19 protein-coding genes are annotated in these 20137 nt (G+C 64.4%); 7 read left to right on the top strand and 12 right to left on the bottom strand.

The genetic code is table 11. The annotated features are described in order from the left end of the window. Positions 1 to 51: 51 nt before the first annotated feature. Positions 52 to 1329, top strand: a complete 1278-nt coding sequence (locus QMB55_RS05555; RefSeq protein ID WP_497587685.1) for an HD-GYP domain-containing protein — start codon at positions 52 to 54, stop codon at positions 1327 to 1329. Further along, positions 1326 to 3314, top strand: a complete 1989-nt coding sequence (locus tag QMB55_RS05550) for an ATP-binding protein (protein WP_497587684.1) — start codon at positions 1326 to 1328, stop codon at positions 3312 to 3314. The genes QMB55_RS05555 and QMB55_RS05550 overlap by 4 nt, the downstream gene beginning before the upstream one ends. Here the strand turns inward: QMB55_RS05550 and QMB55_RS05545 are convergent. From QMB55_RS05545 to QMB55_RS05505, 9 genes are all read right to left on the bottom strand, one after another. Next, positions 3278 to 6175, bottom strand: coding sequence for a PAS domain S-box protein (locus tag QMB55_RS05545; RefSeq protein WP_497587683.1), 2898 nt, complete (start codon positions 6173 to 6175; stop codon positions 3278 to 3280). The two genes, QMB55_RS05550 and QMB55_RS05545, sit on opposite strands and share 37 nt — an antisense overlap. 7 nt (positions 6176 to 6182) lie before the next feature. Further along, a complete protein-coding gene (locus QMB55_RS05540) occupies positions 6183 to 7202 on the bottom strand; it encodes a TRAP transporter substrate-binding protein (RefSeq protein ID WP_497587682.1) in 1020 nt (339 codons plus the stop codon). Between the two features lie 115 nt (positions 7203 to 7317). Further along, positions 7318 to 8394 carry a DUF3426 domain-containing protein gene (locus QMB55_RS05535; RefSeq protein WP_497587681.1) on the bottom strand — a complete coding sequence of 359 codons (1077 nt, stop codon included), beginning with the start codon at positions 8392 to 8394 and terminating at the stop codon, positions 7318 to 7320. A gap of 3 nt (positions 8395 to 8397) precedes the next feature. After that, positions 8398 to 9300, bottom strand: coding sequence for a 50S ribosomal protein L11 methyltransferase (prmA, locus tag QMB55_RS05530; protein ID WP_497587680.1), 903 nt, complete (start codon positions 9298 to 9300; stop codon positions 8398 to 8400). An 18-nt stretch (positions 9301 to 9318) separates the two neighbouring features. Beyond that, positions 9319 to 10683: an acetyl-CoA carboxylase biotin carboxylase subunit gene (gene accC, locus QMB55_RS05525; protein WP_497587679.1), complete on the bottom strand. Its 1365-nt coding sequence runs from the start codon at positions 10681 to 10683 to the stop codon at positions 9319 to 9321. Positions 10684 to 10693: 10 nt separating this feature from the next. Beyond that, entirely contained in the window at positions 10694 to 11155 is a 462-nt protein-coding gene (gene accB / locus QMB55_RS05520) for an acetyl-CoA carboxylase biotin carboxyl carrier protein (RefSeq protein WP_497587678.1), read from the bottom strand. Positions 11156 to 11210: 55 nt separating this feature from the next. Then, on the bottom strand, positions 11211 to 11702 hold the full coding sequence (gene aroQ, locus QMB55_RS05515) for a type II 3-dehydroquinate dehydratase (protein ID WP_497587677.1): 492 nt from the start codon (positions 11700 to 11702) through the stop codon (positions 11211 to 11213). Positions 11703 to 11736: 34 nt separating this feature from the next. After that, positions 11737 to 12339, bottom strand: coding sequence for a TlpA family protein disulfide reductase (locus tag QMB55_RS05510; protein WP_497587676.1), 603 nt, complete (start codon positions 12337 to 12339; stop codon positions 11737 to 11739). Then, positions 12336 to 12932: a hypothetical protein gene (locus QMB55_RS05505; RefSeq protein WP_497587675.1), complete on the bottom strand. Its 597-nt coding sequence runs from the start codon at positions 12930 to 12932 to the stop codon at positions 12336 to 12338. The genes QMB55_RS05510 and QMB55_RS05505 overlap by 4 nt, the downstream gene beginning before the upstream one ends. 112 nt (positions 12933 to 13044) lie before the next feature. On the opposite strand from QMB55_RS05505, the gene mpl reads away from it, so the two are divergent. Together mpl and QMB55_RS05495 are read left to right on the top strand one after the other, a co-directional pair. Next, positions 13045 to 14421: a UDP-N-acetylmuramate:L-alanyl-gamma-D-glutamyl-meso-diaminopimelate ligase gene (gene mpl / locus QMB55_RS05500; RefSeq protein WP_497587674.1), complete on the top strand. Its 1377-nt coding sequence runs from the start codon at positions 13045 to 13047 to the stop codon at positions 14419 to 14421. 103 nt (positions 14422 to 14524) lie between these two features. After that, positions 14525 to 15259, top strand: a complete 735-nt coding sequence (locus tag QMB55_RS05495) for an acid phosphatase (protein ID WP_497587673.1) — start codon at positions 14525 to 14527, stop codon at positions 15257 to 15259. Positions 15260 to 15381: 122 nt separating this feature from the next. Here QMB55_RS05495 and QMB55_RS05490 read toward each other — a convergent pair whose 3' ends face one another. Together QMB55_RS05490 and QMB55_RS05485 are read right to left on the bottom strand one after the other, a co-directional pair. Next, positions 15382 to 15867, bottom strand: coding sequence for a NanQ anomerase/TabA/YiaL family protein (locus tag QMB55_RS05490; RefSeq protein WP_497587672.1), 486 nt, complete (start codon positions 15865 to 15867; stop codon positions 15382 to 15384). 66 nt (positions 15868 to 15933) lie between these two features. Beyond that, positions 15934 to 16839 carry a LysR family transcriptional regulator gene (locus QMB55_RS05485; protein ID WP_497587671.1) on the bottom strand — a complete coding sequence of 302 codons (906 nt, stop codon included), beginning with the start codon at positions 16837 to 16839 and terminating at the stop codon, positions 15934 to 15936. 138 nt (positions 16840 to 16977) lie between these two features. On the opposite strand from QMB55_RS05485, the gene QMB55_RS05480 reads away from it, so the two are divergent. From QMB55_RS05480 to QMB55_RS05470, 3 genes are read left to right on the top strand one after another with little or no spacing between them, the layout of a single operon-like run. Continuing rightward, positions 16978 to 17442 (top strand): DoxX family protein, encoded by a 465-nt coding sequence (locus QMB55_RS05480; RefSeq protein ID WP_497587670.1) that lies wholly within the window; start codon positions 16978 to 16980, stop codon positions 17440 to 17442. Between the two features lie 60 nt (positions 17443 to 17502). Continuing rightward, entirely contained in the window at positions 17503 to 18111 is a 609-nt protein-coding gene (gene gstA / locus QMB55_RS05475) for a glutathione transferase GstA (protein WP_497587669.1), read from the top strand. Positions 18112 to 18132: 21 nt separating this feature from the next. Continuing rightward, positions 18133 to 18918, top strand: coding sequence for a DODA-type extradiol aromatic ring-opening family dioxygenase (locus tag QMB55_RS05470; RefSeq protein ID WP_497587668.1), 786 nt, complete (start codon positions 18133 to 18135; stop codon positions 18916 to 18918). Between the two features lie 63 nt (positions 18919 to 18981). Here QMB55_RS05470 and rpoH read toward each other — a convergent pair whose 3' ends face one another. Next, positions 18982 to 19833: an RNA polymerase sigma factor RpoH gene (gene rpoH, locus QMB55_RS05465; protein ID WP_497587667.1), complete on the bottom strand. Its 852-nt coding sequence runs from the start codon at positions 19831 to 19833 to the stop codon at positions 18982 to 18984. Positions 19834 to 20137 lie beyond the last annotated feature (304 nt).

Here is a 20137-nt window from a genome sequence, read left to right as displayed (position 1 = left end):
CTTGAGTCGTCGGGGCAGGGGATGCAAAGTCAGGACATAGTTTTTGTACCGGTGGACGAACTGCAGGTTGGGATGTACGTGCATCTTGACCTGAAATGGTTCGAGCATCCGTTCGCCTTCAATCACTTCAAGATCAAGGATGCCGAGCAGATCGCCGTGATCCGCAGCCTGGGCGTCGGGAAGGTGCGTTACGACCCGACCCGCAGCGATCGACGTCCTTCCGAGGCGGTGGCGGACGCTGTGGCGCCGGCCGCCGAGCCCCCGAGCGCCGCCGAGGCGGAGGCCCCTGCCGCGCCGCGCGAGCATCCGGCGCTGGCGGCGAAGCGGGTGCTGATCGAGAAGATCCGCGAGCAGCGCGAGGCTGCGGCCCGGATCGAGCATGTTTTCGTCGATACCGCACGCACGCTTCAGGGCATCGAGAAGAACCTGCTCGGCAACCCCGAACAGTCGGTGCGCCAGGCCAGCGAACTGGTCGAGCAGATCTCCGAATCGATCCTCTCCGCGCCCGAGCTTGCGATCCACGTCATGGGCGACAAGATTGGCGGTGAGGAGCTGTACTTCCACTCGCTCAACGTCACCATGCTTTCACTGATGGTGGCGCGCGACATCAAGCTGCCGCAGGAGGCGATGCAGGCGCTTGGCATGGGCGCGCTGTTCCACGACGTCGGGCGGCGGGAAATTCCGAACAAGATCCTGATGAAGCAGGAGCCGCTCACCCAGGCCGAGCAGAACTTTTACGCCCTGCATTGCCAGTACGGCGCCGAGATCGTCAAGGCGCTCGGCTTCGTCCCCGCCGCGCAGGCCATCGTCCAGCAGCACCATGAGCTGTTCGACGGCAGCGGCTATCCGCAGAAGCTCAAGGGCGACGCCATCCATCCGCTGGCGCGGATCGTGGCCATCGCCAACTACTACGACGAACTGTGCAACCCGAGCAATCTGGTCGACGCGCAGACGCCGCACGAGGCGCTGGCGACGATGTTCGCCAAGCTGCGCGGCAAGTTCGATCCCAAGCTGCTGCAGGTGTTCGTGCGTTGTCTGGGGGTGTATCCGCCCGGAACGATCGTGCAGCTTTCGAACGGTGGTCTGGGCATGGTGGCGACGATCAACACCGCCAAGCCGATGAAGCCGACACTGGTGCTCTACGACGCCAACATTCCGAAGGAAGAAGCGATCCTCGTCGACATGGGGCGCGAGGTCGAGGTCAATATCGCCCGCGCCCTGCGCCCGGCACAACTGCCGCGCGAAGTCTATAACTACCTGAGCCCGCGGCGGCAGGTGAGCTACTACTTCGACGTCGGCGGCCCAGGACTCGAGGCAGCGGGCGCATGACGCCCGTCGATGCCGGTCTGATCCGCCTGCTGCTCGATCATGCCGAGCAGATGATCCTGCTCGTCGAGCCGGACGGGCTGCAGGTTGTCCTTGCCAACCAAGTGGCGCAGCAACGCCTCGGCTACAGCGAGGACGAACTGCGTGCGCGCAGCATCCTCGACATCGAAAGCGCCTTGCAGGACGTGTTCTTCTGGGAAGAAGTGCGCGCCGGTAATTGCTCTCCGATCGAGGCCCAGGAAGGGCTTTACGCCTGCGCCGACGGGACGATGCTGACGGTGGAGAAGTCGGTGCGGCTGCTCGAGTACGCCGGCCAGCGCTTCCTGCTCGTGCAGGCGCGCGAGGTGCATGAGGAACGGCGGATCGAGGACGACCTTGCGAACACGAGCTCGCAGCTGCGGGCGACGCTGGAATCGACCGGCAACGGCATCCTGGTCATCGACTGGCAGGGCAATGTCGCAAGCATGAACCGGCTGTTCAGCCGGATGTGGGGCCTGCCGGAAGAGTTACTGCTGCGCGGGCACGACACCGAAATCGTCGATTACATCGTCGGCCAGGTCGAGGAAGGCGATCTGTTTCGCGCCCATCTGCGGCAGATCGTCGAGAGCCAGGACCGCTACGAAGAACTGCACCTGCGCGACGGGCGCGTCTTCGAATGCCGTTCCTTGCCGCAGTACCTCGACGAACGCATCATCGGCCGGGTTTACGGTTTCCACGACATCACCGAGCGCATCCGCATCGAACAGGATCTCGTCGCCGCGCGCGAGCGGGCCGAGGCCGCCAACCAGGCCAAGGCAGCCTTTCTGGCGATGATGTCGCACGAGATTCGCACGCCGATGAACGGCATTCTCGGCATGACCACGCTGTTGCTCGACGCCTCGCTCGAAGACGAGCAGCGGCGCCAGCTGGAGATCATCCGCTCGAGCGCCAGTTCGCTGCTGCGCATCATCAACGACATCCTCGATTTCTCGAAGATCGAAGCGCGCAAGCTCGAACTCGAGACGGTTGATTTCGACCTGCGCCGGACGCTTGAGGAACTCGCCGAGCTGTTCGCGTTGCTTGCCGCCGAACGCAGCCTGAGCTTCGAATGGCAGCTGGCGCCGGAGGTGCCGCAACGCTTGCGCGGCGACCCGGTGCGCCTGCGCCAGGTGCTGATCAACCTCGTCGGCAACGCGCTCAAGTTCACGGTGTCCGGCGGCATCCTGTTGCACGTCGGCCGTCAGCCCGACCGCGACGGAGGCATCGTGCTCGCTGTCGAAGTCAGCGACAGCGGGATCGGCATCGCCAGCGAGCACCTCGACAAGGTCTTCGCGCCTTTCGAACAGGCCGACTCGTCGACCACCCGCACCTTCGGCGGTACCGGCCTGGGGCTGACCATTGCCCGCCAGCTGGTCGAGTTGATGGGCGGGCGAATCAGCGTCAGCAGCGCGGTCGGCTGCGGCACGACCTTCTACTTCGAGGTCGTGCTCGCCCCCGGTACGCCCGAGCCCCTGGCCGTCGCCGCGCCGCGCGATCCGTCGTCGGCATCGGTGCCGGCAACCGGGGGCGCGTGGGGTGATCTGCGGGTGCTGATCGTCGAGGACAATCCGGTGAACATGCTGGTCGCCGTGGGCCTGCTCGGGAAACTCGGCATCCGCACGATCGACAAGGCTGGCGACGGTCTGGAAGCGGTTGAAAAAGCGCCGAACGGCGCCTACGACCTGATCCTGATGGACTGCCAGATGCCGCGCCTCGACGGCTACGCGGCGACCGCCCGGTTGCGCGCGGCCGGTGTGCGCACGCCGATCGTGGCAATGACCGCGCATGCGATGAGCGGCGACCGCGAGCGCTGCCTGGCAGCGGGCATGGACGAGTACGTCACCAAGCCGGTCGCGCTCGACGACCTGGCGGCCAGCCTCGGTCGGGCGCTGCGCGTGCCGCCGGCGCAGGCTGCCGGCCAGGTGGACGAGGCTCAGGCAGGGCGTCGCACGCCGGACGACAGCCAGTAGGCGAGCGCCGCGTAGAGTTCTTCCGGCGGGACGGGTTTGCCCAGAAAGGCGTTCATTCCCGCCTCGCGGCAACGGGCCTTGTCTTCGCTGAAAGCGTTGGCGGTCATCGCCAGAATCGGGGTGTGCGCGTGCTGCGGCAGCTGGCGAATGGCCTGCGCGGCGCCGAGACCGTCGAGAATCGGCATCTGCATGTCCATCAGGATCAGGGGGTAGGGGTGCTGGCGCGCCAAGGCCAGCGCCGCGGCCCCGTCGCCCGCCAGGTCGACCGTAAAGCCGGCGTCTTCGAGCATCATGCGCGTGATTTCCTGATTCACCGGCTCGTCTTCGGCGACGAGGATGCGCATGCCAGCGTAATTGCGGCGTAGCGCGGCTTCGGAGGGCGCTACGGTCGTGCTTGTCGGGCCGCTGATCTCCGGATATTTCCCCAATCGGGCGGTGAACCAGAAGCAGCTGCCCCGGCCGGGTTCGCTGTCGACCCCCGCGTCGCCGCCCATCAGCGTGGCGATTTTCTTGGTGATCGCCAGCCCCAGGCCCGTTCCGCCGTATTTTCGTGTCGTCGAGTTGTCCGCCTGCTCGAAACTGGCGAACAGGCGGGGCAGCGCCTCGGGGGCGATGCCAATGCCGGTGTCTTCAACTTCGAAGCGCAGCAGGACGGAATGCGCGTCTTCGTCGACGACTCCGCAACGCAGGATGATGTGGCCGGTGGTGGTGAATTTGATGGCGTTGCCGGCGTAATTGAGCAGCGCCTGTTGCAAGCGGGTGACGTCGCCTTCAAGCCAGCCGGCGGGGGTGTCGAGCTCGCAGTGCAGCGACAGGCCGCGATCGCGGGCACGTTCGCCGAGCATCGAGACGACGTTGGCGATCACGCTGTCGATGCGCAACGGACCTTCGTCGAGGATGAGCTTGCCGGCCTCGATCTTGGAGAGGTCGAGAATGTCGTTGAGGATGTCGAGCAGGTGGTGGCTGGCGGTGGATATCTTGTCGAGTTTGAGCGCCTGCTCGGCATCCTGGCTGCGTTTTCGCAATAGGTGGGTGAGCCCGATGATGGCGTTCAGCGGCGTCCGGATCTCGTGACTCATGTTGGCCAGGAAGGTGCTCTTGGCGCGGCTGTCGGCTTCGGCGCGGTCTTTCTCCTGCGCCAGGCGCTCGGTGTGTTCGCGTTCGTGAGTGACGTCTTCGATGATCGCCAGCAGGGTTCCGGGCGGGTGCGGCGGCCCCAGCATCTGGCCGGAAAAGCGGGCGCAGAAATGGCTGCCGTCGCGGCGAACGAAGCGTAGGTCGAGCATTTCGACACTGTCGATGCCGACGTTGGTGTAGATTTTTCGGCCGGATTGCTCGAATTCGGCCTCCGAGGCGTAGAAACGGCGGGTGCTGCCGCCGATCAGCTCCTGGTTGCTGTACCCGATCAGCTCTTCGAACTTCCGGTTGCAGCGCAGGACGACGCGGTCGCGGGAGACGACGATGCCGACCGGGGCGGCATTGAAGATCGTCTGCATTTCGCGGTTGAGTTCGGCGACTTCTTCGGTGCGAGCACGGACAAGCTTTTCCAGGTCGCCGCGGTAACGGTCGCGCTCCGCCTCAGCGGTTTTGAGCGGGGTGATGTCGTAACAGTGGCCGATGTAGCCGAGAAAGGCACCCGTGGTGCTGTAGCGCGGCGTACCGTCGTCCCGGATCCAGCGGTAGTCACCGTCGGCATGGCGTAGGCGGTATTCCATCGAGAAGGAGAGGCGCTGCGCGAACGCTTCGAGGAAGGTGCCCATACAGGCGCTGAGGTCGTCGGGGTGGACGCCGTCGGCCCAGCCGTTACCGAGCTCCTGCTCAAGCCGTCGGCCGGTGAAGCGCAGCCAGGGATCGTTGAAGTAGTTGCACAGGCCGTCGGTGTCCGAGGTCCAGATCAGCGCCGTGCCGTTGTTGGCCAGAGTGCGGAAATGCTGTTCGCTTTCGGCGAGCCGGTGCTGGACGCGCTGCGCAAACCGGATGACGAAGACGGACATCGGCAGCCAGCCGAGCAGAATGCCGAGCGCGACGAGCAGCGCGAAACGGGCTTCCGGCCACCAGCGTTGTTCGAGGACTTCGAGCGGCGAATAGACGATGCGCACTTCGAGTCCGGTACCGCTGACCGGAGTGCCGACGCTGGCTGGCGTGTCACCGCGTTCCCCCATCAGCCAACGCACGAGGTCGACGCTGCCAGGGGTCGCCTTCGGTTGCGCGAGCGCGGCGATTTCGAGGGAGTGGGCGTGTGCGTCGACGAAGCGCAGGCGGGCGTCTTGGCCGAGTGCATCGAAATCCTGGCCGAGGAGGTGGGTGAACAGGTCGGGGAAGAGGATCAGCCAGAAGCTGCGCTGGCCGTCGCCGAGCGGTCGGGAGTGGATGATGGCGTCGGCACCGGGGCATTGCGCTTCGGGCGCGTGCGGGAACACGAAGGCGGTCGCCGCAGCGAGTTCTGGTGCATGACGGGCGAGCGACGGGCAGTAGTCGGCGAGCGCCACCGGCGACGCGACGCCGCTGGCCGAGGCCAGCAAACGGCCGTCACGGTCGAGGAACAGCAGTTCGCTGCTCCTGGGCAAGAGTTGTCGGTAACGGCGCAGCAGATCCTGCAGTTCTTTCTGCCGTTCCGGAAGCGACTGGTGCCGTTCGAGTTGGGTCTCGAGCTGCGCCAGGACGACCTCGGCATTGGCGATCTGGTCACCGAGCAGCAAGGCTTGTTCGCGCACATTGTTTTCCGCATCGCGTTGCGCTCGGAGCAAGGTGTTGTTCCAGGTTTCCTGGAGGAACAGTGCCGCGCCTCCGAGGGTGCTGAGGACCACAGCCAGGCTGAAGACATAGAGGATGCGGGTGGGGGTTGTGCTGGTCTGGGGCATGGGGAGGTCAGCGCAGTTCGCGCACCTGTCGGTAGACGAGTTCGCCCTCGTTCCCTGCGAGCAGGCGCGCCAGCCCGGAGAGGGCGCGCTCGACGCCGCGTGGATTGAAATCGATCAGGGTCATGCCACCTTCCTCGACCAGCCAGCGGACGTCTGCCTCCTGTTCGGCCAGTGCCTGGCGTGTGGCCCAGGCACTGGCCTCGCGGGCGGCGCGCCGCAACTGCCGGTGGGCGTCCGCGGACAGCTTCTTCCAGGCGCGGTCGGCGCACAGGAGCAGTTGCGGCTGCGGCTGATGGTTGGTGCGCATCAGGTATTTCTGGTGTTCGTAAAGGCGCTCGCTGCGGATCAGGGCCGGTGGATTTTCCTGTGCGTCGACTTGGCCGCGACGCAGCGCCGTCGGCAGCTCGGTGATCGGGATTTGGCGCGGATGGGCACCGAGGGCCAGCCAGGCGGCGCTGACGGTGTCGTCCTGCGGCAGGCGCAGCTTCAGTCCGTGCAGTTCACGCAAGCTGTGGATCGGGGCGTTGGCGGTCAGCATCCGGGGGCCGAGGTAGTGCCAGGAGAGCAGTTCAAGACCTTCGTCGCGCAGATGCTGCAGGACATGTTCGCCAAGTGGTCCGTCGAGGATGCTCAAGGCATGCTCAGGGCCGCTGTAGAGAAAAGGCAGGCCGAGAATGCGATAACGGTCACTGCCGGTATCGCTGAATACGGCGAGGTCGGAAAGGACACAGTCGATCTGGCCGCGTCTCAGGCGGGCGAGGTTGTCGCCCTCTTCACCGGAGGGGCCGCGCTGGATGACAATGCGCAGGGCCTGCTGCGGCTTGTCGGCCGCGGATTTTGTGAATTCGGCGAACTTGGCGGCGGTACGGTCGGGCAGGCTGCCGGGCGCGAAATTATGCGCCAGACTCAGTGCCGGCGAGGCGGATGCAGACACGGACACCGCCAAAGCGAGGGCGGAAAAAGCGGCGCAGAGGGCCGCGAAGCGGGTGGCGAAATGGATGGCGAAAGGCAGGCGGGATCGGCGCATACGCCCTCCCAGGTCGGTTCCGGGGAAAACGCTTTCAGTATGGACGCGCGTACGCGCTTGTCCATCCGTTTTTCCGCGGAGCGCCCGTGATGCCTGTCGTCAGGCGTGCGCCGGCTTACGGGTAGAAAACGAAGAGGCGGTAGCCGGCGGCGGCGACGCCTTGTCCATCCAGCCACAGGCGGATGGCGACGTCGCTCTGGGGCGGGAATGTGGCGTCGGCCGGCAGGCCGCCGGGAAGGTAGTCGGCAGGCTGGAAAACCTTGCGTACCAGCGGGCTGTCGCCGGTGTCGGTCAGGGTCAGCTCGAGCGCCGGGAAATCCTGTCCGTAGGCGGCGCGGTTGCGTACCGTGGCGCTGAGGACGAGCAGGTTACCGCGGGCGCTGTCGGTCTGCAGGTCAGAGGTTTCGATGCTGATCTGCTCGCTATGGCGCGGCAGGGGCAGCGTGCTGCCGAAACTTTCGCTGAGGGTGGCGAGCAGCGGGCGCAGGCTGGGCTGCCAAGCGGCGAGTTCGCCCCGGTAGTGGTAGGCCAATTGCCCGGCGAGGAGCAGCGCGAGGGCGATGCCGGCAAACGCGAACGGCCCGCGGCCGGTTTTTTCCGGGGGCAAGGTGAGCGGGGTGGTCATTACCCCTTCGGTCCATTTGCTGTAGCCAGGGATCTCGGTGGTCTCGCGCGGCAGGATGAGTCCGGTGGCCTTGCCGAGGGCCTGAGCCTGGCTGGGGGTCAGGGCCGGGGCGTCGGTCTGCGGTTCGCCAGCGGCGTCCGTTGCTTGCGGTGCGGGGGCGTGAGGGGGGGCAACGATGGCCGCGCTATCAACGTCTGTGGGGAGGGGCGCTGCCTGCAACGTGTCGTGGGCGGGGACCGTCTCGGTGATTTCGTCGTGTGCTGTGACGGCTGGCGTCGGCGCGGGGCCTTCGGCAGCGGGCGAGGATTCCTCTGCCAACGGCAGGAAATGCAATTCGGCGGGCGCACGCGTCGGTGCGACCGGCGCGGCAACCGGTTCGTCGCCCGGCGGCATGGCGTTGTTTGACTGTGGCGCATCCAGCGGCGCGGTGGGCAGCGCCTCGAGCAACGAGTCGAGGGCGTTGAAGGCCGTCTGGCACTGTCCGCAGCGCACGTTGCCGGCGCGGGCCTTGAGCTGCTCCGGGGTGACCCGGAAGACGGTCTGGCACTCGGGGCAGCGGGTTTGCATCGCTTAGTCGGGCTTGACGCCGGAGAGGCAGACCCAGCCGTCGCGGGTGTCGGCGACGGCGAGCGGAAGATAAGGGGCGTAACAGGCGATCAGATCGTCGGCCTGTTCGGCAAGAATGCCCGAGAGCGCCAGGCGGCCGCCCGCACGGACGTGGCCGCAGATGGCCGGGGCCAGGGCTTTGAGCGGGTTGGACAGGATGTTGGCGACCACGATGTCGAATTGTCCCTCGATGGCGTGCGCGGAATCGGCGAAATGAGCCTGCACAGCGTTGCGTTCGGCATTGTACTCCGCGGCGACGATGGCTTGCGGGTCGATGTCGACGCCTGAAACGGGGGCGGCGCCCAGTTTCGCGGCCGCGATGGCCAGGATGCCCGAGCCGCACCCATAGTCGAGCAGCGATGGCTTCGTCTCGCCGCCTTGCACGGTGCGGTCAAGCCATTCCAGGCACAGGCGGGTGGTCGGGTGCGAGCCGGTGCCGAAGGCCATGCCGGGATCGAGGACGATGACGATGGCTTCGGGGTCGGGGGCTTCGTGCCACGAGGGGACAATCCACAGCCGTCCGGAAACGCGGATCGGTTCGAACTGTGCCTGAGTGAGTTGCACCCAGTTCTGTTCCTCGACCGGGGTGGTCGTGTAACTGGGCAGCGCCGTGAGTCCGGCGAGCGGTGCGCAGGCCGCGAGAAGTTCGTCGACGTCGGTTCCGGGCTCGAGCAGGGCGACGACCCGCGAGCGGTCCCAGCCCGGCGTGGTGACCGAGCCGGGTTCGCCGAACTGCGGTTTTTCGTCCGGCGTGCCGGCGTCGGCGTCCTCGATGCTTGCCGACAGGGCGCCGGCATCCATTAATGCGTCGGCTAGGGCTTCGGCGTGGGCGCAGTCGGTGTCGATGGAAAGGGAAATCCAGCTCATGCGGGGTGTTCGCTTGCGTTAGTCGTTTTTCTTGACTTCATGGTACGCCGCAATCTTCTTCTCCAGATAATGGATGTTGGTTCCGCCCTTGATGAAGCCGGCGTCGTACATCAGTTCCTGGTGCAGTGCGATGTTGGTCTTGATGCCCTCGATGCTCATCTCCGAGAGGGCGATGCGCATACGGCGAATGGCTTGCTCGCGGGTGTCGCCGTAGGCGATGACCTTGGCGACCATCGAATCGTAGTGCGGCGGCACGGTGTAGCCCTGATAGATGTGCGAATCGACCCGGATGCCGGGGCCGCCGGGCGGGTGATAAGCGGTGATCTTGCCGGGACAAGGCACGAACGTGTAGGGATCTTCGGCGTTGATGCGGCATTCGATCGCGTGCCCGCGGAACTCGACGTCGCGCTGGCGATAGCGCAACTTCTCGCCTGCCGCGATGCGGATTTGTTCCTGAACGAGGTCGAGGCCGCTGATCATCTCGCTTACCGGGTGCTCGACCTGGATGCGGGTGTTCATCTCGATGAAGTAGAACTCGCCGTCCTCGTAGAGGAATTCGAAGGTGCCTGCACCACGGTAGCCGATCTTGCGGCAGGCTTCGGCACAGCGTTCGCCGATGCGCACGATGTGCCGGTTGGGGATGCCGGGGGCTGGCGCTTCCTCGATGATCTTCTGGTGGCGGCGCTGCATCGAGCAGTCGCGTTCGCCGACGTGAATGGCGTTGCGGTGGCTGTCGGCGAGAACCTGGATTTCCACGTGGCGCGGATTTTCCAGGTATTTCTCCATGTAGACCTCGGCGTTGCCGAAGAAGCTCTGAGCCTCGGAACGCGTCAGGGTGACGGCATTGAGCAATGCCGCTTCGGTATGCACCACACGCATGCCGCGTCCGCCGCCGCCGCCGGCCGCCTTGATGATCACCGGGTAGCCGATTGTGCGGGCAATTTTCAGGATTTCGCGGGGATCTTCGGGTAACGCGCCGTCTGAGCCCGGAACGCACGGCACGCCGGAGGCCTTCATCGCGGCCTTGGCCGCGACCTTGTCGCCCATCATGCGGATCGTTTCCGGGCGCGGACCGATGAAGACGAAGCCGGAGGCTTCGACGCGCTCGGCGAAGTCGGCGTTTTCGGAGAGGAAGCCGTAACCCGGGTGAATGGCCTGGGCGTCGGCGACTTCGGCGGCCGAAATGATGGCCGGGATGTTGAGGTAGCTCTGGCTCGACGGCGCGGGGCCGATGCATACCGACTCGTCAGCCAGGCGGACATATTTTGCGTCGCGGTCAGCTTCGGAATGCACGACGACGGTGCGGATGCCGAGTTCGCGGCAGGCGCGCTGGATGCGCAACGCGATCTCGCCGCGGTTGGCGATGAGAACCTTGCCGAACATGGCGCGCTCCTTAGCCGACGATGAACAGCGGTTCGCCGTATTCGACCGGTTGGCCGTTGTCGACCAGGATGGCCTTGATCGTACCGGCGTATTCGGTCTCGATTTCGTTGAGCAGTTTCATGGCTTCGACGATGCACAGCGTGTCGCCGGCCTTGACCGTGCTGCCGATTTCGACGAAGGGGTCGGAACCGGGGCTGGCGGCGCGGTAGAACGTGCCCACCATCGGCGACTTGACCACCTGGCCGGCGGGCAGGTCGTCGTCTTCCTCGGGGTCATCGTCGAGATCGACGCTGCTGCGCTTGGGTTGCGGCACCCCTGCTGGTGCGCCGGCAGGGAGAACATAGGTCGGCGTTGCGGCGACACCGCTTTGCTTGACGATGCGGACTTTTTCCTCGCCCTCGGTCACTTCGAGTTCGGTGATGCCGGATTCCTCGACGAGGTCGATCAGTTTCTTGAGTTTACGCAAATCCATGCGGGTCTCCTTGCAAATACAGGGGCCGACCGGGGTCGGCGGGCGGACGGTGCGCTCAGTCCTGGCCGAGGCGGCCGAGGGCGTATTCGAGCGCGAGCAGGTAGCCTTCGCTGCCGAGGCCGCTGATCACGCCGACCGCCAAATCGGAAAAATACGAATGCTGGCGGAAGGGTTCGCGGGCGTGCACGTTGGAGAGGTGCACCTCGACGAAGGGAATGGCGACGGCGGCCAGTGCGTCGCGCAGGGCAACGCTGGTGTGCGTGTAAGCCGCCGGGTTGATGAGGATGAAGCGCACGCCTTGCTCGCGTGCGGCATGCACGCGTTCGATCAGAGCGCCCTCGTGGTTGCTCTGGAAAGCCTCGAGGTCGACGTTTGCTGAAGCAGCCCGTTGGGCGAGCGCCAGGTTGATGTCGGCCAAGGTGGTGAGCCCGTAGTGTTTGGGTTCGCGCGTCCCCAGCAGGTTGAGGTTGGGGCCGTGGAGAACCAGCAAACGCGGGCGTTCCGGGTTCGAATGGGGGGGCGAAGATGAGTCTTTGCGCGTCTTCATGGCGGCCAGTTTGCAACATTTGCCAGCATTTTGTCTACTTGCCTGGGGTTTTTGGCCGGTTTTCGTCGGGTGGTGTCGCCTGCGCCGCTTCCCAGGTTGCGCGCAAGGTTTCGAAGGGGACTCGCCCGGCGTGCTGGAGGAGGATTTCTCCCTTGCGATCAATGATTAGCGTGTAGGGGAGGGCCTGCGCGGGGTTTCCCAGCAGGGGCAGGAGCGCGAGTCCTTCTGCTTCTCCCAGGAGTAGCGGGTAGGTGGCGCCAGCCTCTAGTGCGATTTTCTGTGATTTGTCTGCAAGATCGACGGAGATTCCGATGATTTGTCCGTTTTTTAGGGTGTTTCCCCGGTGTAGTCGGGCGAGGTCGGGAATTTCGGCTCGGCAGGGCGGGCACCAGCTGGCCCAGAAATTGATGAGCAGAGGTGTCGCGTGCCATTGTTTCAGGACTTGGGGCTCCCCATTCTGATCGCGAAAACGGCTGGCGAACAAACGTTCGGTGATTTCGGGAGAGAGGCGTTGCAAGGGGACGAGGAGGGGCCGGGATGTTGGCACGTTCCCGTTCAGGTAAGTGCCGCCAAAGAACGCGCCGGCGCCCAAGGCCGCCAGCAGGGCGAGAGCGGCAAAAGCGAGGCGCGGGTTCATGCTTCGTCGGGCACTGTGTCGAGCAAGCGGCGCAACTCGGCCAGGCGGGCGCGTGGACGCGGCCGGCCATCGTGTCCGCGGACGACGCGTCGTTCCTCGTCGCGTGGGTAAATCACAAGATTTGCCACGGTGTCGCCGATGGGCAGGCTCAGGACGGTTTCGGCGCGCGGCGTGCGTGGAGGGCTATGGCTGAATTCGATGTGCCGATTAAGGAGGAAAATTTCGACGTCCTTGGCGCTGTCGGGATAGAGCTGAATGTCGATTTCAGCGTGCCGGCCGGCGCTGCCGTCGAGTACGGCGCCGGCGACATAAGCATTGAATGGTTCGACAAGTTCGAGAATTTTGCAGGCTTTTTGCCGAAGATCGCTCAGATTTTCTTTGTGTTCGGTGGCGTTGAACAGTCGGAGTTGCACCCGTACTTCGTCTTCAAGTTCGGCGTCGTCGGGTAAGTGTTTGTTGCTCAGTCCCAGTTGCTGGGCAGCCTTGAGCTTGGCTTGGGCGTAGTCGTTGACGCCGTCTTCGGCGATCATGCGCGCCGCCAGCGCCGCGATGCGGCGGCGCAGATCGTCGCGTTCAGAGGGGGCTGTGGGCATGGCGGCGGCTTTCGGCGGCGGTCTCAGGCAGGCGCAAGGTACAATGTGGCAAGGCCGGGTTCGGAGCATGTTCTGAGGTTCCGGCATTTTTTATTCTAGCGTGGACGTTTTCATGCACATTCATATCCTCGGAATCTGCGGTACTTTCATGGGCGGCGTGGCCCAGTTGGCCCGTGCGGCCGGACATCGTGTCACCGGTTGCGACAGCGGGGTCTACCCGCCGATGAGTACCCAGCTCGAAGCGGCCGGGATCGAGTTGATTGAGGGCTATGGGCCCGAACAGTTGGAATTGGCGGCCGATTGCTACGTGGTCGGCAACGCCATCTCGCGTGGCAACCCACTTCTCGAAGAGATTCTCGACCGCGGCCTGTCCTATGTTTCTGGGCCGCAATGGCTCGCCGATCATGTGTTGGCTGGGCGCTGGGTCTTGGCCGTGGCGGGAACGCACGGCAAGACGACGACCGCATCCATGCTGGCCTGGATTCTTGAGGACGCCGGAATGAGCCCGGGCTTCCTGATCGGCGGCGTGCCGATGAATTTCGGCGTTTCGGCGCGTTTGGCGGGCGAACTCGACCCGACTTCGCCGTTCTTCGTCATCGAGGCCGACGAGTACGACACCGCTTTTTGCGACAAGCGTTCCAAATTCGTGCATTACCGCCCGCGCACTGCGGTGTTGAACAATCTTGAATTCGATCATGCGGACATCTTCGCTGATCTGGCGTCGATCGAGACGCAGTTCCATCATTTGGTGCGGACGATACCAGCGTCCGGGCAGGTGGTCGTCAATGCGGCAGAAGCCAGTCTCGGGCGTGTTCTGGCACGCGGTTGCTGGTCCGCCGTCGAGCGTTTCAACGCAGTTGATGCTTGGCGCGTCGACGGCGACGATGCCGAGGGTACGCTCGTTCTGTCCCGGGCCGGCGAAGTCTTGGCTCGGTCGCAATGGGCGCTCAGCGGCGAGCACAACCGTGCCAATGCTGCCGCGGCCATCGTTGCCGCACGGCATGTCGGCGTCCGCCCGGAACAAGCGCTCGATTCGCTGTCCCGTTTCGCTAACGTTAAACGTCGTCTCGAGTTGCGCGGCACGGTGGGCGGAGTGCGTGTTTACGATGATTTTGCCCACCACCCGACGGCGATCGCTACGACCTTGGCCGGTCTCCGGCGGCGAATGCATGGCGAAGGCGACGCCGGCCGGATTCTGGCGGTGCTCGAGCCGCGTTCGAACACCATGAAGCTCGGGGTGATGAAGGCGCAGCTGCCGAGCAGCCTGTCCGCTGCCGACCGGGTGTTCTGTTACGGTGCCAACCTGGGCTGGGATGCCGCCGAAGCCCTGGCCCCACTTGGTCAGGTGGCGACCGTCGAGGAAAATTTCGAACGTTTGGTTGCGCAGATTGCCGCTGAGGCCCGTCCAGGAGACGCTATTCTGGTGATGAGCAACGGTGGTTTTGGCGGCTTGCATGAACGTTTGCTGACGGCTTTGGCGAGTTCCTGATTCGCCGCTGGATCATGTCCTGTGCATGCATTGAGCATGTTCAGGCCGAGTGCTAAGCTGTCCTCTCCGAGTGAAGTTGTTTTTTAATTACAAGGAGGGTGGAATGAACAAAATGTTGCGAACAGCAGTTTTGGTCACGGGCCTGTTGCTCTCGGCACCGTCAGGTCTCGTCTTGGCGGCGGATGCCGTGGACGGCGCCGTTTATGTCGGGAAGGACCGGGTGTACATCGATCCGGCGAAATTCGACTCAACGCGTTACATGTCGCCGCCGCCTGTGGGTCTGGAGGCCGAGGAGGACATGCTGGCCGTGGTGCGCTGGCAGGATAAGCGTACGGCCGCGATGGCCGCGCAGACCGTGATCGATTCCGAGCAAAGCGTCTTTGTCTTCGCGGATGTGGTCGGCGAGAAGTTTTCCGCGGCCAACTTTCCCACGGCACGCAAGTTCTTCCGCGCGGTTTACCGCACCGAGAGCCACCTCAACAAGCAGGGCAAGGAGCGTTGGGCCCGTCTGCGTCCGCCCGGGCAGAACGACCAGATCAAGCCGGTCAGCCGTTTTGCCAACCAGGGCTCGTACCCGAGCGGGCATGCCGCTTTCGGCTGGCTCACCGGTATCGTTCTGGCCGACATGATTCCGGAGAAGCGCGACGAGATCATGGCGCGGGCTCGTGCCTTTGGTCTTAACCGCATCATCGGCGGCGCGCATTTCCCGAGCGACGTCGAGGCCGGGCGTATCCTGGCGGTCGCGTGTGCGGTTGAAATGCGCAACAACCCGGCCTTCCTGGCCGATTTTGCCGAGGCAAAGCGCGAGGTTCGCGCCGGTCTCGGTCTGCCGCAGTAAACCTCGACGGCGGGGGGCGCTGGGGCGCTGCTCGCCGTCGGTGGCCATCCGATCTGCCTCGTCCGGTGCTCCGGACGAGGTTTTTTTTCGCTGCGGCTCAGCTGCAGCAAACGGGGTGTGGGTTAGTTCAGCCCGAGAAGTTCGCGGTGGATCTTGAGCACCGCCTTGCGGAATGGCGCCGAGCCTTCGCCTTCCACGGCGAGGCAGGGGCGGTGCAGCTCTCCCGGCAGAAAAACGATGTAATCGCCTGGTGCGACATCGATGAAAGCTTCGTTTTCCGGGTCCGGGTAAAAGGCGAGGTCGCGTTCGGCAAGTTGGTCGTCGCATGCGGCGAGGCCGGGCTGCGCCAGGGAGAAGCCGAAGCATTCGCGCGCGCCCAGCGGAAGCTGAATGTCGGCGTAGGTGGCGTGGGCTTCGATCCGGCTGTCCTCAATGGCGCGCGGGGTGGCGTCCTGGATGAGAACGAAGAGGCGGTCCCCTTCGAGTTCATGACGGCCATTGGGGAGCGTGGCCAGATCCAAGGCGTTGAGGGCATCGAGGGCACGTACGATGGCTGCGGGAAGGCAGGCACGTTGGACGGGCAGGTCAGCAAGGCGGCCGATGAACATGGGGCGACTCCAAATAGGCGGCATCTTACCCGGGCGTAGCCTCGTCGTTAAGGGCGCCGGCCGGCCTCACGGTTCGGCGATCCGACGCATGCTTTCGTTGTGAGCCAGGAAATCGGCCAATGCCCGGACTTTGGCGGAGAGGTGTCGCCGTGTCGGATATACCGCATGGATCGCTAAGGTCTGCCGCGGCAGCATGGGCAACACGCGGGTGAGAACACTGCGCTCAATCAGCGGCCCGAGAATGAAGCACGGGGCGCGGGTGATGCCGCTGCCGGCGACGGCCATTTCGGCGAGCAGGGCGCCGTTGTTGGCGTTGATCCGCCCGGCAATGCGGACCTGGCGCTCCTCTCCGCCGGGCTCGGCGAACGACCAATGATTGCCGTTGCGCTCGTGACTGTAGGTGAGGCAGTCGTGGCGGCTCAGGTCGTCAAGTGTCTGAGGAGTTCCGGCCCGGGCCAGGTAATCGGGTGAGGCCGCGAGCAGGAGTTCGGTTTCGGCGATCCGACGGGCAACGAGGTTGTCGCTGCCGATGCGTCCGATGCGGATGGCCATGTCGATGCCCTCCTCGGTGAGGTCGACGAGGTGATCCGAAAGCACGAGGTCGAGTGTGAGTTGTGGGTGCTGGCGAGAGAATTCGGCCAGCGCTGGCGCGAGGCGCAGCGTGGCCAGGGCAATCGGCGCGGTGATGCGCAGGCGGCCGTGCGGGCGCAGCGCGGTGCCGCTGGCCAAGGCATCGGCTTCCTCCAGGTCCGCCAGAAGCTGGGTACAGCGCTCGTAGTAAGCCAGTCCTTCGTCGCTCGGGCGCATGCGGCGGGTGGTGCGGTGTAGCAGGCGCACTCCGAGCTGGGTTTCGAGCTGGGCCACATGGCGTGAAACCGCAGTGGTCGATAGACCGAGACGATCGGCCGCCAGGGCGAAACCACCGGCTTCGACGACGGCACAGAACACCCGCAGGGCATCGAGTTTGTCCATGATTGTCCCGAATAAAGAAATAATATTTGTATTTTAATCGCATTTATCCCGTTCTTTCGGAGGTCTAGACTGCATTCAACCCGACACACGGGCTTCTGGCTTTCGCCATTCCCCAAACGAAAGAAAAAGGAAATGCACATGTCTTCGATCGCTTCGTCTTCTGCCCGCGCGGCTGTTGCGCTTACTCCGACCCGGCTGGGCGCGGATAAAACCGTTCCATATGGGATCGCCCTGCTGCGCTTGGCGCTCGGCGTCCTTTTGCTCGCCCACGGGGGGCTGAAATTCCTGGTTTTCACGCTTGCGGGTACGGCGGGTTTCTTTGCCTCGGTCGGATTTCCGGCGTGGATGGCCTACGTTGTCGCACCGGCGGAAGTCCTCGCCGGGCTGGCGTTGATCGTCGGTTTCCAGACGCGGCGTGTAGCCCTGCTGACGTTGCCAATCCTGCTCGGTGCCCTGAGCGTGCATCTGGGCAACGGCTGGGTGTTCAGTTCACCCAACGGAGGGTGGGAATTCCCGGCCTTCTTGGCGGTCGCAAGTCTGGCTCAAGCCCTGCTCGGGAGCGGTGCGCTGTCCCTGGACGCTTTGCGCGGCGCGTCCCGCTGAAACGAATCCGGTCCGTCCGGCAACACGGGGTTCCCGCCCCACATTTTCAAGGAGCTTTGCATGAAACTCTACTACTCGCCTCTGGCCTGTTCTCTGTCTCCGCACATCGTGTTGCGCGAGGCTGGATTGCCGTTCGAACTTGTGCGCGTCGACCTCAAGACGCATACCGTTGCCAGCGACGGTCGCGATTTCCGGGCGATTCATCCCAAAGGGTATGTACCCTTGCTTGAGCTGGACGACGGGCAGTTGTTGAGCGAAGGTCCCGCCATCGTGCAGTATCTTGCCGACCGGGTACCCGAGCGCCAGTTGGCGCCAGCCAACGGCACGCTGGCGCGCTACCGCTTGCAGGAGTGGCTCGGTTACATCAACTCTGAGTTGCATAAGGGGTTCTCTCCGCTGTTCAAGCCCGGCCAGAGCGAAGACGCTAAGAATGCAGCCCGCGAACAACTCGGCCTGCGCCTCGATTTCATCGCGGCGCAACTGGGCGAGAAGCCTTTCCTGCTTGGCGAGACGTTTTCGATTGCCGATGCTTATCTTTTTGTCATCATCAACTGGGGGCAATGGGTTGGCATCGACCTCGCCCGTTGGCCAAGGCTTGCCGCCTTCCATGCCCGCGTTGCCGCGCGCGATTCGGTACGCGCTGCCATCGAAGCCGAGCAGGCGAAGTAGGCACTTACAAAAGGTGATGCTGTGAGTTCCAGTCAGCCCGTTCTCTTCGTTTCGCACGGTTCGCCGCTCAGTGCGCTGGGGGGTGACGGCCTGAGCACGGTTTGGACAGCGTTGGCGGCGCGTTTGTCGAGACCGGCGGCGATCCTCGCCGTCAGTGCGCACTGGGAAAGCGGCGTGCCGCTCTTGGGCGGCGATGCCCAGCCGGAGACGATCCACGACTTTGGCGGTTTCCCGGCGGCGCTGCGTCGTCTCGAGTATCCGGCGCCAGGGGCGCCGGATCTGGCGCGACACCTGTGCGAGCGGCTGAGCGGGACGGGCCTGGTGGCCGGCGTCGATGGCGCGCGTGGGCTCGATCACGGCATTTGGGTGCCCTTGTTGCACCTCTTTCCCGCGGCCGATGTCCCTGTCGTGCCGCTGGCTGTCCAGCCTGCGCTCGGCGCGCGTCACCATTTCGCACTCGGCAAGGCCTTGCTCGGCCTTGCCGAGGAGAACATCCTGATCCTCGCCTCGGGACACCTGACGCATAACCTGAACGACTTCTTCTTCAGGCGCGGTGCCGGGCCCTCTCCTGGCTCCGTTGCTTTTCGGGACTGGGCGCACGCCGAGTTGATGGGCGGTGCGGCCGAACGCCTTCTGGACTGGGAAAGTGCGCCGGGGGCGACGCAAGCGCATCCGACACCGGAACACCTGATGCCCCTGTTCGTCGCCCTGGGGGCAGCCGGACGCGGGTATGCCACGGAAGCGCTCGGCGGCGGTTGGGTTGGCGGCGCGTTGGCGGCCGATAATTACCTCTTTACGCCGGCGTGAACCGCTGAAAACGACGACGCGCCGGCAAGCGGCGCGTCGGTGGGGTTAATGGTGGTACAGGCGCTAGGCGGCGAGCGGTGCCAGCGCGGCGCGCATCTTCTGCATCGCCTTGGTCTCGATCTGGCGGATGCGCTCGGCCGAAACGCCAAACTCGGCGGCCAGTTCGTGCAGCGTGGCCGGATCGTCGCAGAGCCAGCGTGCCTCGACGATGCGACGGCTGCGTTCATCCAGCCCCGCGAGCGCGGTGCTCAGCCCTTCGCTCTGCAGGTGGTCGCGGGCGCGCGACTCGAGCACACGGGTCGGTTCGCTGCGGTTGTCCTCAAGGTAGGTGATCGGGGCAAAGGCCTCGTCTTCGTCGCCATTGGCTTCCAGCGCCAGATCGTGGCCGCCGAGACGGGTTTCCATCTCGACCACGTCTTCCGGCTTGACCGAAAGCTGGTGCGCCACGTCGGCGACTTGCGCCGGCGTCAACGTCTCGCTACCCGGCTTGAGACTGCGCAGGTTGAAGAACAGCTTGCGCTGCGCTTTGGTGGTGGCCACCTTCACCAAACGCCAGTTCTTGAGGATGTATTCGTGAATTTCGGCCTTGATCCAGTGCATGGCAAAGGACACCAGGCGCACGCCACGTGACGGATCGAAGCGCTTGACCGCCTTCATCAGGCCGATGTTGCCTTCCTGGATCAGGTCTGCGTGCGGCAGGCCGTAGCCCAGGTAGCCGCGGGCGATGGAGATCACCAACCGCAGATGGGAAAGCACCAACTGACGCGCTGCGTCCCGATCCTCGTTCTCGCGGAAACGCGTCGCCAGGCGAAACTCCTCCTCCTCGGTGAGGATGGGGAACTGCTTTGCGGCCTGAATGTAGGCGTCGATGTTGCCTACGGCAGAGATCGTGGGAAAAGCCAGGGCTTGCGTCATTGGTTTGTTTCACCTCCGGTATGGACGGGTAATCGGTTGACTGCAAAACGATTTTAGCACTCTGCTTCTGAGAGTGCTAAACACAAGGGAAGTTTCGTGTATCGGTTTGTAATCCTGACAATTAAAGTCGAAAACTGGTCATTAAAGTCGCAAACTCGGCAATATAGTCGAAAACTCCCGGTAGCCAGGATGGCCGAGGGCGCGGCTGAAGTGCTCAGTGATCTCGACTTGTAACTCGAACCGAAACAAGGAGTGATCGTGCTGACGAAGGCTGAAAGAAGAACGAGGATTCTTCGCGCCGCGG

The sequence above is a fragment of the Propionivibrio sp. genome (genome assembly GCF_041441355.1).
GTDB lineage: Bacteria > Pseudomonadota > Gammaproteobacteria > Burkholderiales > Rhodocyclaceae > Propionivibrio.
Note: the sequence above shows the minus strand (reverse complement) of the source record. Positions and strands in the feature narration are given on the sequence as shown.